The 13915-nt window shown below is 70.9% G+C and carries 12 protein-coding genes and 1 other RNA gene; 3 read left to right on the forward strand and 10 right to left on the reverse strand.

Annotated features, from left to right (window positions below; translation table 11 throughout):
* The first annotated feature begins 18 nt into the window (after window positions 1-18).
* On the forward strand, window positions 19-1368 hold the full coding sequence (locus ACZ4Z2_RS02755) for an MFS transporter (RefSeq protein ID WP_468071583.1): 1350 nt from the start codon (window positions 19-21) through the stop codon (window positions 1366-1368).
* A 267-nt stretch (window positions 1369-1635) separates the two neighbouring features.
* Window positions 1636-2649, forward strand: a complete 1014-nt coding sequence (locus ACZ4Z2_RS02760; protein ID WP_468071585.1) for a LacI family DNA-binding transcriptional regulator — start codon at window positions 1636-1638, stop codon at window positions 2647-2649.
* Between the two features lie 71 nt (window positions 2650-2720).
* Here the strand turns inward: ACZ4Z2_RS02760 and ssrA are convergent.
* The 6 genes from ssrA to ftsE all read right to left on the reverse strand — a co-directional run bounded on the left by ssrA (window position 2721) and on the right by ftsE (window position 7533).
* Window positions 2721-3123: a transfer-messenger RNA gene (gene ssrA, locus ACZ4Z2_RS02765) on the reverse strand.
* Window positions 3124-3248: 125 nt separating this feature from the next.
* A complete protein-coding gene (smpB, locus tag ACZ4Z2_RS02770) occupies window positions 3249-3788 on the reverse strand; it encodes an SsrA-binding protein SmpB (RefSeq protein WP_055540000.1) in 540 nt (179 codons plus the stop codon).
* 58 nt (window positions 3789-3846) lie between these two features.
* Complete coding sequence (locus tag ACZ4Z2_RS02775) at window positions 3847-5040, reverse strand: S41 family peptidase (protein ID WP_468071587.1); 1194 nt, start codon at window positions 5038-5040, stop codon at window positions 3847-3849.
* Between the two features lie 116 nt (window positions 5041-5156).
* Window positions 5157-5741 carry a hypothetical protein gene (locus tag ACZ4Z2_RS02780; protein ID WP_468071589.1) on the reverse strand — a complete coding sequence of 195 codons (585 nt, stop codon included), beginning with the start codon at window positions 5739-5741 and terminating at the stop codon, window positions 5157-5159.
* Window positions 5742-5888: 147 nt separating this feature from the next.
* A complete protein-coding gene (gene ftsX, locus ACZ4Z2_RS02785) occupies window positions 5889-6800 on the reverse strand; it encodes a permease-like cell division protein FtsX (protein ID WP_055715569.1) in 912 nt (303 codons plus the stop codon).
* Window positions 6801-6843: 43 nt separating this feature from the next.
* Window positions 6844-7533, reverse strand: a complete 690-nt coding sequence (gene ftsE, locus ACZ4Z2_RS02790) for a cell division ATP-binding protein FtsE (RefSeq protein ID WP_468071591.1) — start codon at window positions 7531-7533, stop codon at window positions 6844-6846.
* A gap of 263 nt (window positions 7534-7796) precedes the next feature.
* On the opposite strand from ftsE, the gene ACZ4Z2_RS02795 reads away from it, so the two are divergent.
* Window positions 7797-7991: a hypothetical protein gene (locus ACZ4Z2_RS02795; RefSeq protein WP_055518486.1), complete on the forward strand. Its 195-nt coding sequence runs from the start codon at window positions 7797-7799 to the stop codon at window positions 7989-7991.
* A gap of 77 nt (window positions 7992-8068) precedes the next feature.
* Here ACZ4Z2_RS02795 and ACZ4Z2_RS02800 read toward each other — a convergent pair whose 3' ends face one another.
* The 4 genes from ACZ4Z2_RS02800 to ACZ4Z2_RS02815 all read right to left on the reverse strand — a co-directional run bounded on the left by ACZ4Z2_RS02800 (window position 8069) and on the right by ACZ4Z2_RS02815 (window position 13844).
* Window positions 8069-9007, reverse strand: coding sequence for a hypothetical protein (locus ACZ4Z2_RS02800; RefSeq protein WP_468071593.1), 939 nt, complete (start codon window positions 9005-9007; stop codon window positions 8069-8071).
* Between the two features lie 330 nt (window positions 9008-9337).
* Window positions 9338-10444 carry a peptide chain release factor 2 gene (prfB, locus tag ACZ4Z2_RS02805; protein WP_468071595.1) on the reverse strand — a complete coding sequence of 369 codons (1107 nt, stop codon included), beginning with the start codon at window positions 10442-10444 and terminating at the stop codon, window positions 9338-9340.
* 289 nt (window positions 10445-10733) lie between these two features.
* Window positions 10734-11969, reverse strand: coding sequence for a serine/threonine-protein kinase (locus ACZ4Z2_RS02810; RefSeq protein WP_468071597.1), 1236 nt, complete (start codon window positions 11967-11969; stop codon window positions 10734-10736).
* 129 nt (window positions 11970-12098) lie between these two features.
* Entirely contained in the window at window positions 12099-13844 is a 1746-nt protein-coding gene (locus tag ACZ4Z2_RS02815) for a serine/threonine-protein kinase (RefSeq protein ID WP_468071599.1), read from the reverse strand.
* Window positions 13845-13915: the final 71 nt, after the last annotated feature.

Raw genomic sequence — 13915 nt, forward strand, 5'->3', positions numbered from 1 at the left:
CCCAGCAGGCTTGAGCCCATGCCAGCCGACGCCCACCCCAGCCGACCTCACGGGTGCGGGGAACTGCGCGACCAGCCACAACGCACCCGCACCCGCCGACGCACCAGCACCCCCACCCCCTCAGGCGCCCGAGAATCCACCCGCACCCCCCATCACCCCCGCACCGCCTCCTACCGTCGCCTCTTCCACATCCCCGGCGCCCTCGCCTTCACCATCGGCGCCCTCCTCGCCCGCCTCCCCATGGGCATGTTCAGCGTGAGCGCCATCCTGATGATCGCGCCGGCCCGCGACTCCTACGCCCTCGCCGGCGCCGTCGTCGCCACCGGCCTCGCCGCGACCGCCCTGGTCGCCCCGTACACCGCCCGTCTCGTCGACCGCCACGGCCAGTCCCGCGTCGCCGTCCCCGCCACCGCCCTCGCCCTCCTCGGCGGTCTCTCCCTGATCGCCTGCGTCCACTGGAACGCCCCCGCCTGGACCCTCTTCGCCTCCTACGCGGCCACCGCCACCGTCCCCAACACCGGCGGCATGGCGCGTGCCCGCTGGGCCCACCTCCTGAAGGACGACCCGGCGGCCCAGCACACCGCGAACTCCTTCGAACAGGCCGCGGACGAACTGTGCTTCATGGTCGGCCCCGTCGTCGCCGCCTTCCTGTGCACCTCCCTGTTCCCCGAGGCCGGCACCCTGATCGGCGGCCTCGTCTGCCTGACCGGCGTCCTGGTCTTCGCCGCCCAGCGCGCCACCGAGCCGCCGGCCGGCGGCCGTACGGCCGCGAAGTCCCCGGTCCGCGCCCCCGGCGTGCCCGCCCTCCTCGCCGTCTTCCTCGCCATGGGCGCCGTCTTCGGCTCGCTGGAGGTCGTCACGATCGCCCACGCCGACGCGCACGGCGACGCCTCCGCGGCGGGGCTGGTCCTCGGCCTCCAGGCGGCCGGTTCCTGCGCCGCGGGCCTGGCGTTCGGCGCGATACGGGTGACCGGCTCCGCCGAACGCCGCTTCCCCCTCTGCCTCGCCGCCATGACGGCCCTGATGACCCTGCCCTGGTTCACCGCCTCGGCCACCGGCTCCCTCCTGCCCCTCGCCCCCGCCCTCCTCGTCGCCGGCATGGCCACCGCGCCCACCATGGTCACGGCGATGTCCCTGATCCAGGAGCGCACCCCCGAGGGCCAGTTGAACGAGGGCATGACCCTCGCGGTCACCGGCCTCCTCGGCGGCATCGCGGGCGGTTCCGCGCTCGGCGGCTGGATGGTGGAGCACGGTCCGGGCCCCGCCACCACCGGCTTCGCCGTCCCGGCCGGCGCCGCCGCCCTGGCCCTGCTGCTGTCCCTGGCCTCGTCGAACCGGCACCCGGCCGTTTTCCGCGCACCCCATTGACGTGTTCACGTCCAGCGCTTACCTTCGCCCGTCGAAACGCTTCGACATGCTCATCGAACGGTTCGACCCCGCACGGCGCCCAGGTGACCGTCCCGGTGGGCGCGGTCACGTTCACCGTCGTACGTGAGGGGACGTCCTGCGGGCGTCGTGCGGCACGCCGAGGGCACCGTGGGGGCTGTGGGCGGACGGCCGGCAGGTCCGGGCGGAGTCCGGGACGGGTTTTCTGACGATGGACGTGGAGCCGGCCCGGGAAGGCGGGAACGCGCGGTGGCAGTGAAGATCACGGATGTCGCACGGCACGCGGGAGTCTCCCCGAGCACCGTGTCGTACGCGCTGAGCGGCAAGCGCCCGATCTCGGCGGAGACCAGGGCGCGGGTGGAGGCGTCCATCCGCGAGCTGGGCTACCGCCCGCACGCGGGCGCCCGCGCCCTGGCCGGCCGCAAGTCGAACGTGCTGGCGATGGTGGTGCCGTTGCGGGCCGGTATCCATGTGCCGGTGGTGATGGACCTGGCCGTGTCGGTGGTGACGTCGGCCCGCGCGCACGACCACGATGTGCTCCTGCTGACCCAGGAGGAGGGCGAGGAGGGACTGCGCCGGGTCGCGGACACGGCACTGGTCGACGCGTTGATCGTGCTGGACGTCCAACTCCACGACCCCAGACTGCCGTTGCTGCGCGCGCTGGACCTCCCCTCGGTGCTGATCGGTTTCCCGGCCTCGACGGAGGGGCTGACCTGCATCGATCTGGACTTCAGAACGGCGGGCGAGGTGTGCGTGGACCACCTGGCCGGGCTGGGCCACCGGGTCGTGGCCCTGATCGGCTCGCCCCCCGAGGTCTACGTCCGCCGCACGTCGTTCGCGCAGCGGGTCCTCCAGGGCTTCACCGCCGCCGCCACCCGGCACGGCATGACCTCCATGGTGCAGCCCTGCGAGGCCACGCCCGCGGCGGCCCGCGAGGTCGCCGAGCGCCTGCTGCGCGAACACCCGGCCCTCACGGGCGTGGTGGTCCACAACGAGGCCGTCCTGGACCCCCTGCTGGACGCCTTCGAGCACCTCGGTCTCCGCGTCCCGGCCGACCTCTCGATCACGGCCCTGTGCCCCGACGACCTGGCCCTGTCCCTGCGTGTCCCCCTCACCTCGATCGCCATCCCGGCGGCGGAGTTGGGCGAACAGGCCGTGACCCTGCTGATGGGGAAGCTCACCGGCGCCCCCGTCCCGCAGGCCACCCTGATCCCCGCGCGACTGACCCCGCGGGCGAGCACGGCCCGCCGGCCGACGGGCTGAGGCACGCAACGCAGCGGGGCCCGGTGGTCTGGTCGACCACCGGGCCCCGCTGTTCCTGCGTCACATGGGAATTGTGGAGATGGCGGGAATCGAACCCGCGTCCAACGGTGCGGAACCAGGGCTTCTCCGTGTGCAGTTCGCTATGAGTTTCTCAGCCCCGGCGATCACGCGAACAAGTCGCCGACGGGCTCAGTCACTGTTTGGTTTCCCTCTTCACCCCGTGACCGGGATCGAGGTTTAGTCCCCTAGCTGATGCCAGGATCCGGGTCGGGAACAGCCCCGGGCTGACACTCCCTTTAAATGAGAGGCTCGGTCTCGCTACCTGAGATCAGGCGGCGAGAGCGAAGCGCTGCTCGGGAGAATCGCTCTTAACAGTGGCGATTATTTTTTTCGGCCTGTGGTTTACGAGATCATGGCCGCTTCCTCGACACGCTTCCCCTGCTTCGACATCCGCTGTCGAAACCGATCATCCCCATGTTGTGTTTTCAATCCCTCCGAGGAGGGCGCTCGCACCCGCTGTGAGGCGCGGATGCCATCGTACGTGACCAACGCGAGCGCGTGCCACCGTATTCCCGGCCGCCACGCGCGCGTCGCCCCGGTTACGCGCGCTGCTTCCGCTTCGCCGCGGCGATGGCGCGGTCCGACTCCCGCCGGTCCTGCTTCTCGCGCAGGGTCTGGCGCTTGTCGTACTCCTTCTTGCCCCGCGCGAGCGCGATCTCGGCCTTGGCGCGGCCGTCCTTGAAGTACAGGGAGAGGGGCACGATCGTGTGACCCGTCTCCTGGGCCTTGGACTCCAGCTTGTCGATCTCCTCGCGGTGCAGCAGCAGCTTCCGCTTGCGGCGCGCGGAGTGGTTGGTCCAGCTGCCCTGGTGGTACTCGGGGATGTGCGCGTTGTGCAGCCACGCCTCTCCCCGGTCGATCTGGACGAAGCCGTCGGTCAGCGAGGTGCGGCCCTCGCGCAGCGACTTGACCTCGGTGCCGGTCAGGACGAGCCCGGCCTCGTAGGTGTCGATGATCGCGTAGTCGTGGCGGGCCTTCTTGTTCTGGGCGACGATCTTGCGCTTGCCGCCCTTCTCGCCGTCCCTCGCCTTCGCGGCCGCCCCGCCCTGCTTGGGCTGGGACTCCTTGGGTACGTACATTCCCTTGCTCATAGTGCCGTCCATTTTCGCACTACGCGGGGGTGTCGGGGAAAGCCGATTACTCGTACTCGCCGAGCCCGCTCAGCACCGTCCGGGCCCGCCGCAGCGCGTCGTCGTCGGCGTCCAGGTCCGGGGTGATGCCCCGGCCGTCGACGCCGCGGCCCGAGGGGGTGCGGTAGTGGCCGACGGTCAGCTCGGCGACGGAACCGTCCGGGAGGCGGCTCGGCATCTGCACGGAGCCCTTGCCGAAGGTGCGGGAGCCCACGACCACCGCGCGCCCCCGGTCCTGGAGCGCCCCGGTGAGCAGCTCGGCCGCGCTCATCGTGCCGCCGTCGACCAGCGTGACCAGGGGCCTGGTGCTGTCGCCGCCGGTGTCCGCGTGCAGGGCCCGCTGTTCGCCGTTGACGTCGTAGGTGGCGACGAGGCCGCCGTCGAGGAAGGCGGAGGAGGCGGTGACGGCCTCGGTGACCAGGCCGCCGGAGTTGCCGCGGAGGTCGAGGACGAACCCGGTGGCGTCCTCGGCCTGTTCGACGGCCGCGCGCACCATGTCACCCGAGCCCTTGGTGAACGCGTCGACCTTGATCACGGTGATCCCGCCGGCGAGGCCGCTGACGGTGACGTCCTCGGTGGACAGGCGGGCCCTGCGCAGGGTCTCCTGCCAGGTCCGGGTGCCGCGCCGCAGGCCCAGCGACACCTTCGTACCGGCGGCGGCGTCCTCGGCGGTCCCGTTCTCCCCGCCGAGCGCGTCGCCGCGCAGTAAGGACACGACGTCCGTGACGGGGCGGCCGTCGACCTTCTCGCCGTCGACGCTGACGAGCCGGTCCCCGGCGCGGATCCCGGCCTCGTCGGCGGGCGAGCCGGCCTGGACCCGGGTGATCTCGACGCGGCCGTCGCGCTCCAGCCGGGCCCACAGCCCGACGCCGGTGTACTCGCCGTCGAGGGCCTCCTGGAACTCCTCGTACTCGCCCTCGGAGTAGACCGCGCCCCAGCGGTCGCCGCTGCGGCTGACGGCACGCTCGGCGGCCTCCACGGGGGACTTGCCCTCGGCCATCGCCTCGGCGGCGGCCTCGGCGACGTCCTGGTGCCGGGCGGCGGGGGCGGGGCGGGACGCGCCGGTGCCGCCCTTCTCGCGGAACGCGCCGTCGAAGGAGCCGGTCGCGGCGCCCGTGGCGAGCACGCTCGCGAAGACCAATGTCAGGGCCGCCCCGCGGCGGATGCGGCGGGGCTGGGAGAACAGGTCGCGCCCTGACATGACGGCGAGTCTAGGACAACGACAGGGGCCGTACCGGCCCTTGCCGGTACGGCCCCGTTGGCGTGCGTCACACCATCAGATATGCCGTGACGTGCGGCACATCCCTACCCGGTCGGTCACACCAGGTTGTACTCGGCGGCCTTGGCCAGGTTCACCGCGTACGCGCCCCACATGCCCCTGGCGAAGAGCCGGTTGGACGCGTCGGTGATGGGGTGCTTCTGCCAGACGGCCTTGGGGCCGTGGGCCGACACGTCGAGGACGAGGTAGCCGTTCTTCTTCACCAGCTTGAAGGTGATGATCTTGCCTGCTCCCTCCAGGTGCCCGGGGAGGGACTTGAGGGTGAAGGAGGTCTTGCCGACCGCGGTGACGCGCACCGGGTTGCAGTCCTTGACCATCTTCAGACAGATCTTCTGATTCTTCTTGACCGTCTTCGGCATGCCCTTGATCGGGAACACGCCGTTCATGATCTTGTTCATCTTCTTGAACGACACCTCGGCGGGCGTCGTCTTGCGGATGACCCGGTACGTGTAGTGGTACTTGTACTCGCCGCCCTTGGCGGCGACGGCCGGAGCCGCCTGCGCCACCGGAGCCGCCGGAGCCGCCGAGGCGGGCACGGCGGGCAGCAGCAGGGCCGCCCCGATGGCGGCCGTCACCGCCGTACCGGCCATCCGCTTGCCTACGCCCCCGTTGAGTGCATGCATGATCGCTTGTTCCCCTCGTTCACTGTCATTGCTTCCGGGAACCAGAGGCCCACCGGAAGCGCGATCGGTCGGAACGAGCTTAACGATCAATATTCGCGCAGGTAATGGCGATCGCGTCCCTAGATCGTCATGATCACGCAACGAGCGTCAGACACGGAGGTACTTCCGCAACGCAACGAACGCTGCCATGGCCGGCATGAGCAGTCCGATCGCCAGGACCAGCGGCAGCTTGGTCAGCACGACGTCCCAGCCGATGAAGTTGACCAGCGGGATCTTCTCCGCGAGCCACTGGTCGACCAGGAAGTACTTGCCGCCGACGATCAGCGTCCCGGCGAAGCCCGCGCCGATCAGGCCCGCGATCGCGGCCTCCATGATGAACGGGGCCTGGATGTAGAACCCGGACGCGCCCACGAGCCGCATGATGCCGATCTCCCGCCGACGGCTGAACGCCGAGACGCGCACCGTGTTGACGATCAGCAGCAGCGCCACGACCAGCATGAGGCCCATCACACCGAGCGCCGCGACGTTCATGCCGCCGAGCAGGTTGAACAGGTTCTCCAGCACGTCCCGCTGGTCCTCCACCGACTGGACGCCCGCCCGCCCGGAGAACGCGGTGTCGATGACCTTGTACTTCTCCGGGTCCTTGAGCTTGATCCGGTACGACTCCTGCATCTGGTCCGGCGTGAGGGAGGCGGCCAGCGGGGAGTCCTTGAACTGCTCCTTGTAGTGCTTGTACGCCTGGTCCGCCGACTCGTAGTAGACCTGCTCGACGATGTCGAGCTTGCCCAGGTCGCTCTTGATCTGCTGCTTCTGCTCCGAGGTGACGGCACCCTTGGAGCAGTTGGCGTCCGCTTCCGCGTCCGCCTTGTTGCACAGGAAGATCGACACCTGGACCTTGTCGTACCAGTAGCCCTTCATCGAGCTGACCTGGTCCCGCATCAGCAGGGAGCCGCCGAACAGGGCGAGCGAGAGGGCCACCGAGATGACGACCGCGAAAGTCATCGTGAGATTGCGGCGGAGACCCACACCGATCTCCGACAGGACGAACTGCGCGCGCATGGCGTCTGGTCAAGCCTTTCCGTGGACGGTCGTCGAGCAGGGGTCAGTGCTGGTAGCCGTAGACGCCGCGCGCCTGGTCGCGGACGAGACGGCCCTTCTCCAGCTCGATGACGCGCTTGCGCATCTGGTCCACGATGTTCTGGTCGTGGGTGGCCATGACCACGGTCGTTCCCGTCCGGTTGATCCGGTCGAGCAGCTTCATGATGCCGACGGAGGTCTGCGGGTCGAGGTTGCCGGTCGGCTCGTCGGCGATCAGCAGCTTGGGCCGGTTCACGAAGGCCCGCGCGATGGCGACGCGCTGCTGCTCACCACCGGACAGCTCGCCCGGCATCCGGTCCTCCTTGCCGCCGAGGCCGACCAGCTCCAGCACCTGCGGCACGGACTTGCGGATCTCACCGCGCGACTTGCCGATGACCTCCTGCGCGAAGGCGACGTTCTCGCCGACCGTCTTGTTCGGCAGCAGCCGGAAGTCCTGGAACACCGTCCCCAACTGGCGGCGCATCTGCGGCACCTTCCAGTTGGACAGGCGCGCGAGATCCTTGCCCAGGACGTGCACCTGACCCTGGCTGCACCGCTCCTCGCGGAGGATCAGCCGCAGGAAGGTGGACTTTCCGGAGCCGGAGGACCCCACGAGGAACACGAACTCGCCCTTCTCGACCTCCAGGGACACATCCCTGAGGGCGGGGCGGGTCTGCTTCGGGTAGACCTTGGACACGTTGTCGAATCGGATCACGGATGCACCACAGGCCGTCGGGGAATGGATGGTCGAGACTGTACCGCTACCCGCCGTCGTCAGGGGTGCGGGGAACCGCGCGAGCGACCCCGGCGCCCCGTGGGTCGTGCGACCCACGCCACCTGCCCCTTTCCCGGGCGCCCGGGCAAGCCGTGGCGGAACCTGGCACAGTGGAGTGACAGGGGACCGGCGAATCGGCGGAACGCACCGGTTCCGCGAAGCGTTGAGGTGTGTGTGAGGCCATTGCAAGGAGGGCGAGGCGCATGACGTACGACCGGTTGGTGTGCGCGAACTGCGCGTCGCCCGTCGCCGAGGGCCGCTGCCATGTGTGCCGGGCCAGCCGTGAGCGACTCCAGCAGGAGAACCCGTTCGCGGGCCTGAGCCCGATGACCCTGATCGCCCTGCTGGCGATCCTGATAACGGCTCTGGCGCTGCTGGCGCACCAGACGACGGCATAGGCGACGACACGACGAAGGCCCGGGGCTGGCTGCCCCGGGCCTTCGGACGTGTGTGGTGCCGTGCGTGACCGCGTGGATCAGGCGGCGGCGCCGCGGCCGGCCATCAGGCGCGGCAGCAGACGGAAGCCGATACCGCCGACGATCATCGTGGCGGCGCCGACCAGCAGGAACGTGGTTTCGGCGGCACCCGTCTCGGCCAGCTCACCGCTCCCGGAGCCCTGAGCCTCGGTCTCGGAACCGGTGTCGGTCAGCTCCGACGAGCCCTCTTCCTGGACGACCTCGTCGTTGCCGCCGTCGGGCTCGGTACCGCCGGAGGTGACGTCACCGCCGCCGGACACGGAGGAGCCGCCGCCCGTGGTGGAGTCGCCACCACCGGTGGAGCTGCCGCCGCCGGTGGAGCTGCCACCACCGGTGGAGCTGTTGCCGCCGGAGTTGCCGTTGCCGCCCGAGTTGCCGTTACCGCCGGTGGAGCTGTTGCCACCGGAGTTGCCGTTACCGCCCGAGTTGCCGTTGCCACCCGAGTTGCCGTTACCGCCGGAGTTGCCGTTGCCACCGGTGGTACCGGTGGTGCCAGTGGTCCCGGTGGTGCCCGTGGTCCCGGTGGTGCCCGTGGTCCCGGTGGTGCCCGTGGTCCCGGTGGTGCCCGTGGTACCGGTGGTCCCGGTGGTGCCAGTCGTACCGGTGGTACCCGTGTCACCCGTCGTACCGGTCGTGCCGGTCGTGCCGGTGTCACCGGTCGTACCGGTGTCACCCGTGGTACCGGTGGTACCGGTCGTGCCGGTGGTACCGGCGGTACCAGTGGTGCCCTGCGTGGCACCGATGGACGTGCCGTCCGTGTCACCCTCGGTGTCGACCGAGACACCGACATCGGCGGAGACGCCATTGCCGGTGTTGACGCCGATACCGACGCCGAGGTCGAGCGCGGAAGCGGCACCCGCGGCGGTCAGCGACGCGCCGGCGGCGATCACGGCACCCGCGGCTATTCGCGCCACGCGGATCCGCGTCTTCTTCGTCATATGGCTGCTACCCCCAGTAGCTCATCAGTAAATGGAGCAGCGCCCGGGGCCGCGATCAACGGGGGCAGTCGGTAGCCTCAAGATCCCCCGGTTCACATGCGTCCCAGTAATGCGCATGCCACGCGCCAGCCTTCCCAGTTTTCGAAGCAACGTCAAGGTCGTTGCGTACGCGATGTCCTGTTCACCGGTTTTGACCACGGCAACGTCGTGTGAGTGTGACGTAAAACCCAGACATCCCCCTACACACAAGGCAACTGCCGTCGCGTGGACGGCAGTTGCCTTGTCGATAAAGCGCTGAAATTGTCCGGGATGGGCGCGGTGCCGTTTCCCTTACTTCTCCTGCTGCTTGCGCCAGCGAATTCCGGCCTCCAGGAAGCCGTCGATCTCGCCGTTGAACACGGCCTCGGGGTTGCCGACTTCGTAGTTGTTCCGCAGGTCCTTGACCATCTGGTACGGGTGCAGGACGTACGAACGCATCTGGTTGCCCCAGGAGTTGCCGCCGTCGCCCTTGAGCGCGTCCATCTTGGCCTGCTCCTCCTGGCGGCGCCGCTCCAGCAGCTTCGCCTGGAGGACGTTCATGGCGGTGGCCTTGTTCTGGATCTGCGACCGCTCGTTCTGGCAGGAGACGACGATGCCGGTCGGCAGGTGCGTGATACGGACGGCGGAGTCGGTCGTGTTGACGCCCTGGCCGCCGGGGCCGGAGGAACGGTAGACGTCGACGCGCAGCTCGGACTCGTCGATCTCGACGTGGTCGGACTGCTCGACGACGGGCAGGACCTCGACACCGGCGAAGGAGGTCTGGCGGCGCCCCTGGTTGTCGTAGGGCGAGATGCGGACGAGGCGGTGCGTGCCCTGCTCGACGGAGAGGGTGCCGTAGGCGTACGGCGACTGCACGGCGAAGGTGGTCGACTTGATGCCGGCCTCTTCCGCGTACGACGTCTCGTAGATCTCGGTCTTGTAGCCGTGCTGCTCGGCCCAGCGCAGGTACATCCGCTGGAGCTTCTCCGCGAAGTCGGCGGCGTCGACGCCACCGGCCTCGGCGCGGATGTTGACGAGCGCCTCGCGGGAGTCGTACTCGCCGGAGAGGAGCGTGCGGACCTCCATCTCGTCGAGGGCCTTCTTCACGGAGGCGAGCTCCGCCTCGGCCTCGGCGCGGGTGTCCGGGTCGTCCTCCTCCTCGGCCATCTCGAAGAGGACACCGAGGTCGTCGATACGACCACGGAGCGCCTCCGCCTTCCTGACCTCGGCCTGGAGGTGGCTCAGCTTGCTGGTGATCTTCTGCGCCTCGTCGGGGTTGTCCCACAGGGACGGCGCGGCCGCCTGCTCCTCGAGCACGGCGATCTCTGCCCTCAGCTTGTCGAGGTCCAAAACGGCCTCGATCGACTCCATGGTCGACGAGAGGGACTTCAGCTCTTCGGATACATCGACGACTGCCACGCCCCCAGCGTAACGGCTACGGCAACGTATCCCTCCCGGGTGGTGGCGAGCGCCTGTGAGCTCGGGGGTACGGGTGCGTGGGCGGCTGCGGGTGCGTCGTGGTTTCTCGCGCAGTTCCCCGCGCAGTTCCCCGCGCCCCTGAAGGGAACGGGCCTGCGGCCCGCCCTTCCTCGGAAAAGCACGGGGCCGCGGGGCCCCCGCTCTTGCAGGGGCGCGGGGAACTGCGCGACCAGCCACACACGACCCGCAGCCGCCGACCACAGCGGCCCGCGAGTCAGTGGGCGCCCGGTCAGGGAGAACCCGGCGCTGAATTCTTCGTGTCGGACGGCGCCCCGCCCTCCTCGTCCCCGGAGGTCACCGCCCACGTCCCGACCCCGACCGCCGCGATCAGCGCGACCGCCGCCGCGCCGAGCGTGATCCGGCGCCGCCGGGCGGTCGCCCGGTTCCGCGCGGACCCCGGCCGGGGCGCCCCCGCCGCCCGGGGCGCCCGCGCGGTCCCCCGCGCACCCCCGGCCAGCTCGTCGGGCGCCGGCACCCGCATCGACGTGTGCGTGTCCCGGTTGGAGTCCGGCTTGGCCCCCGGCACCAGCGGCACGGCGCCGCGCCGCACCCGCTCCCGGGGGGCGGCCGCCTCCGCCGGCGCCTCCTCGTACGCGTCCTGCGTCTCCGTGCCCGGCTCGTCCACGTCCAGCGGCGGCATCCCGGCCAGCAGTGGCAGCTGCTCCCGCAGGCGCGCGGCCAGCTCGGACGCCCGCAGCCGGGAGGCCGGCGCCTTGGCCAGGCACTGCACGAGCAGCTGCCACAGTTCCTCGGGGATGCCGGGCAGGGGGACGACCGTCTCGGTGACATGGCGGCGCAGCACCGCGCCGGGGTGGCCCCCGCCGAACGGGGTGAAGCCCGCCAGCAGCTCGTACAGGACCGTCGCGAGGGCGTAGATGTCCACGGCCGCCCTCGGCGGCAGGCCCTCCACGATCTCGGGCGCGAGGTAGTCCGGCGTTCCGATGATCTTCGTCGCGCGGGTCCTGCGGGGAGAATCGATCAGCTTCGCGACGCCGAAGTCGGTCAGCAGGGCCGGGTGGGAGCCGCCGGGGCCGAGCGGGCCCTGCATGTCCAGCAGCACGTTCTCCGGTTTCACGTCCCGGTGCACTATCCCGGCCGCGTGGGCCGCGGCGAGGCCGTCCGCGACGTCGGCCACTATGGCGACCGCCGCCTCGGGGGCCATACGGCGCTCCCGGTCCAGCCGGGTGCGCAGGTCGGTGCCCCGGACGAGGTCCATGACGAGGGCGAGGTCGTTGCCGTCGACGACGAGGTCGCGCACGGACACCACGTTCGGGTGGTCGAGACCCAGCAGCGCCGTGCGCTCCTGGACGAAGCGGCTGACGAGCTCCTGGTCGGACGAGAGGTCCTCGCGCAGCAGCTTGATGGCGACGGGGCCCTCCGGGCCCTCACCCAGCCACACCGTGCCGGCGCTGCCCCGCCCCAGAATCTGGTTCGCGGTGTACCGGCTTCCGATCTTCCGTCCCAAGACTGCTCCTACAGGCCGCGTGTTGGCGACAAAGCTACGCGCCCGAAGAGCCAACCTTCACCGCCGAGGCGGAAATCACCCCTCAGATGTCGACAAATCACCAACCCGGGCTCTACGGCCGGGCAGTCGTCATTGACCGGAGCCGGAACCTCCGGAACCGGAGTCGGCCAGCTCGCCGACCCACTTGGTCGCCGTGTTGAACCAGTCCGTGAGCTGCTCCCAGTAGCCCTTGCCCGTGCCGATCCACGACTGGAGCGGGGTGAACTCCCAGATCAGCCAGCCGCCGACGAAGAGCAGGACGATCATGAACAGACAGCCCTTGAGGCAGCCGAGCCCCGGGATCCGCATGGGGTTGGCGCTGCGCCGGCGCGGCTCACGCGGCGGCCTCGGCTCGCGCTGCGGTCGCGGCGCGGGCTGCTGGGGCTGCGGCGGGGGCGCGTACCGCTGCGGGGGCTGCGGACGCTGTGGGGCGGGGGCGGCGTACGGCTGCTGCTGGCCGTAGCCGGGGCCACCGGGCTGGGGCTGCCGCTGCGGGGGGCGCTGCTGTCGGCGCGGCGGCTGCTGCGACGGCGGGGGCTGCTGAGGGGGCTGCTGCGGCCGCTGAGCCTGCCGCTGGGGGCGGCGGCGCAGCGGGTCCTCGCTGGGGTCGAGGTACTGGATCTGGGTCTGTTCGTTGCGGTCGCGGGCCGCGCGCAGCTGGTTCTGCCAGGGGTGCGGCTGTTCCGGCCCGGCCGGGTCGTGCGGCGGCACGGGCGGCATGACGGCGGTCGGGTCGGCGCCGCCGGTCTGCGGGAGGACGGCGGTGGGGTCGGCCGCGCCCGCGGGCTGGTTCCCCGGGCCCGAGGTGTGCGGGAGCACGCTGGTCGCCGCGTTCGGGTCGTACGCGCCGGCGCCGTGCGGCAGCACCTGGGTCGCGTCGGAGGAGCCGAACGGCTCGGGGGCGCCGCCCGGCACCGGCGCGGGGGCCGGGTCGGGGGCGAGGAGATGGCCCACGCCCTCCGCCGCGGCGATCTGCAGGGAGGTCGCGTGCACACCGACGCCCTCGGCGACGACGCGGAGCGCGCGGGCGAGGTTGACGGCGCTGGGCCGTTCGTCGGGGTTCTTGCGCAGACAGCGCTCGATGACCGTCCACAGCGGGTCGGGAACGGTGGACGGGCGGCGCGGCTCGGCGCTGAGGTGCTGGTGCAGCACTTCGAGGGCGCTCTGGCCGGCGAACGGCGGGCGCCCGGTGACCAGTTCGTATAGCAGGATGCCGGCGCCGTAGATGTCGACGGCGGAGGTCTGCGGCCGGCCCTCGGCGGACTCGGGGGCGACGTACGCGGGCGTGCCGACGAACTCGCTGGTCCGGGTCAGGCCCGGGGAGTCGGCGAGGCGGGCGATGCCGAAGTCGGTCAGCATCGGGTGCATCTGGCCCGCGTCCTGCTGGAGCAGCACGTTGGCGGGCTTGAGGTCGCGGTGGACGACGCCGTCGGTGTGGCTGGCGGCGAGCGCGTCGGCGATCTGCGCGGTGAGCAGGGCGGCGGCGACGGGCGTGAACGGGCCGTTCTCGCGCAGGTAGCGGTGCAGGTCCGGGCCGTCGATCAGGTCCATGACGAGGGCCAGGAGATCGCCCTCGACGACGAGGTCGCGCACCCGGACGATGTTCGGGTGGGTGAGCCTGAGGAGGACGGAGCGCTCCCGCAGGAACCGCATCACGATGTCCGGGTCACCGGCCAGCTCCTCCTTGAGGACCTTGATCGCCACGGTCTCCCCGGGGTGGCCCGGCACGGCCGCCTCGGCGCCCGCCGTCTCCCGCTGGCGGGCGCGCCAGACGGTGCCTGTGGCGCCGCGTCCCAGCGGCTCCTCAAGGAGGTACTTGCTCCCTACCGGCCGCACGTCATGCGCTCCTTGCTGCTTGCTTGCCCGAGCCCGTCCCGCGGGTGTTCCGACCCACTGTAGTGCGGCCT

The sequence above is a fragment of the Streptomyces sp. NPDC030183 genome, from assembly GCF_055573455.1.

Excerpts from the sequence above, each read along its gene's own strand:
- ACZ4Z2_RS02755 (WP_468071583.1), top strand. The coding sequence starts at position 19 with ATGCCAGCCGACGCCCACCCCAGCCGACCTCACGGGTGCGGGGAACTG.
- smpB (WP_055540000.1), bottom strand. The coding sequence starts at position 3,788 with ATGTACGTACCCAAGGAGTCCCAGCCCAAGCAGGGCGGGGCGGCCGCG.
- ACZ4Z2_RS02775 (WP_468071587.1), bottom strand. The coding sequence starts at position 5,040 with ATGTCAGGGCGCGACCTGTTCTCCCAGCCCCGCCGCATCCGCCGCGGG.
- ACZ4Z2_RS02780 (WP_468071589.1), bottom strand. The coding sequence starts at position 5,741 with ATGCATGCACTCAACGGGGGCGTAGGCAAGCGGATGGCCGGTACGGCG.
- ftsX (WP_055715569.1), bottom strand. The coding sequence starts at position 6,800 with ATGCGCGCGCAGTTCGTCCTGTCGGAGATCGGTGTGGGTCTCCGCCGC.
- ACZ4Z2_RS02795 (WP_055518486.1), top strand. The coding sequence starts at position 7,797 with ATGACGTACGACCGGTTGGTGTGCGCGAACTGCGCGTCGCCCGTCGCC.
- ACZ4Z2_RS02800 (WP_468071593.1), bottom strand. The coding sequence starts at position 9,007 with ATGACGAAGAAGACGCGGATCCGCGTGGCGCGAATAGCCGCGGGTGCC.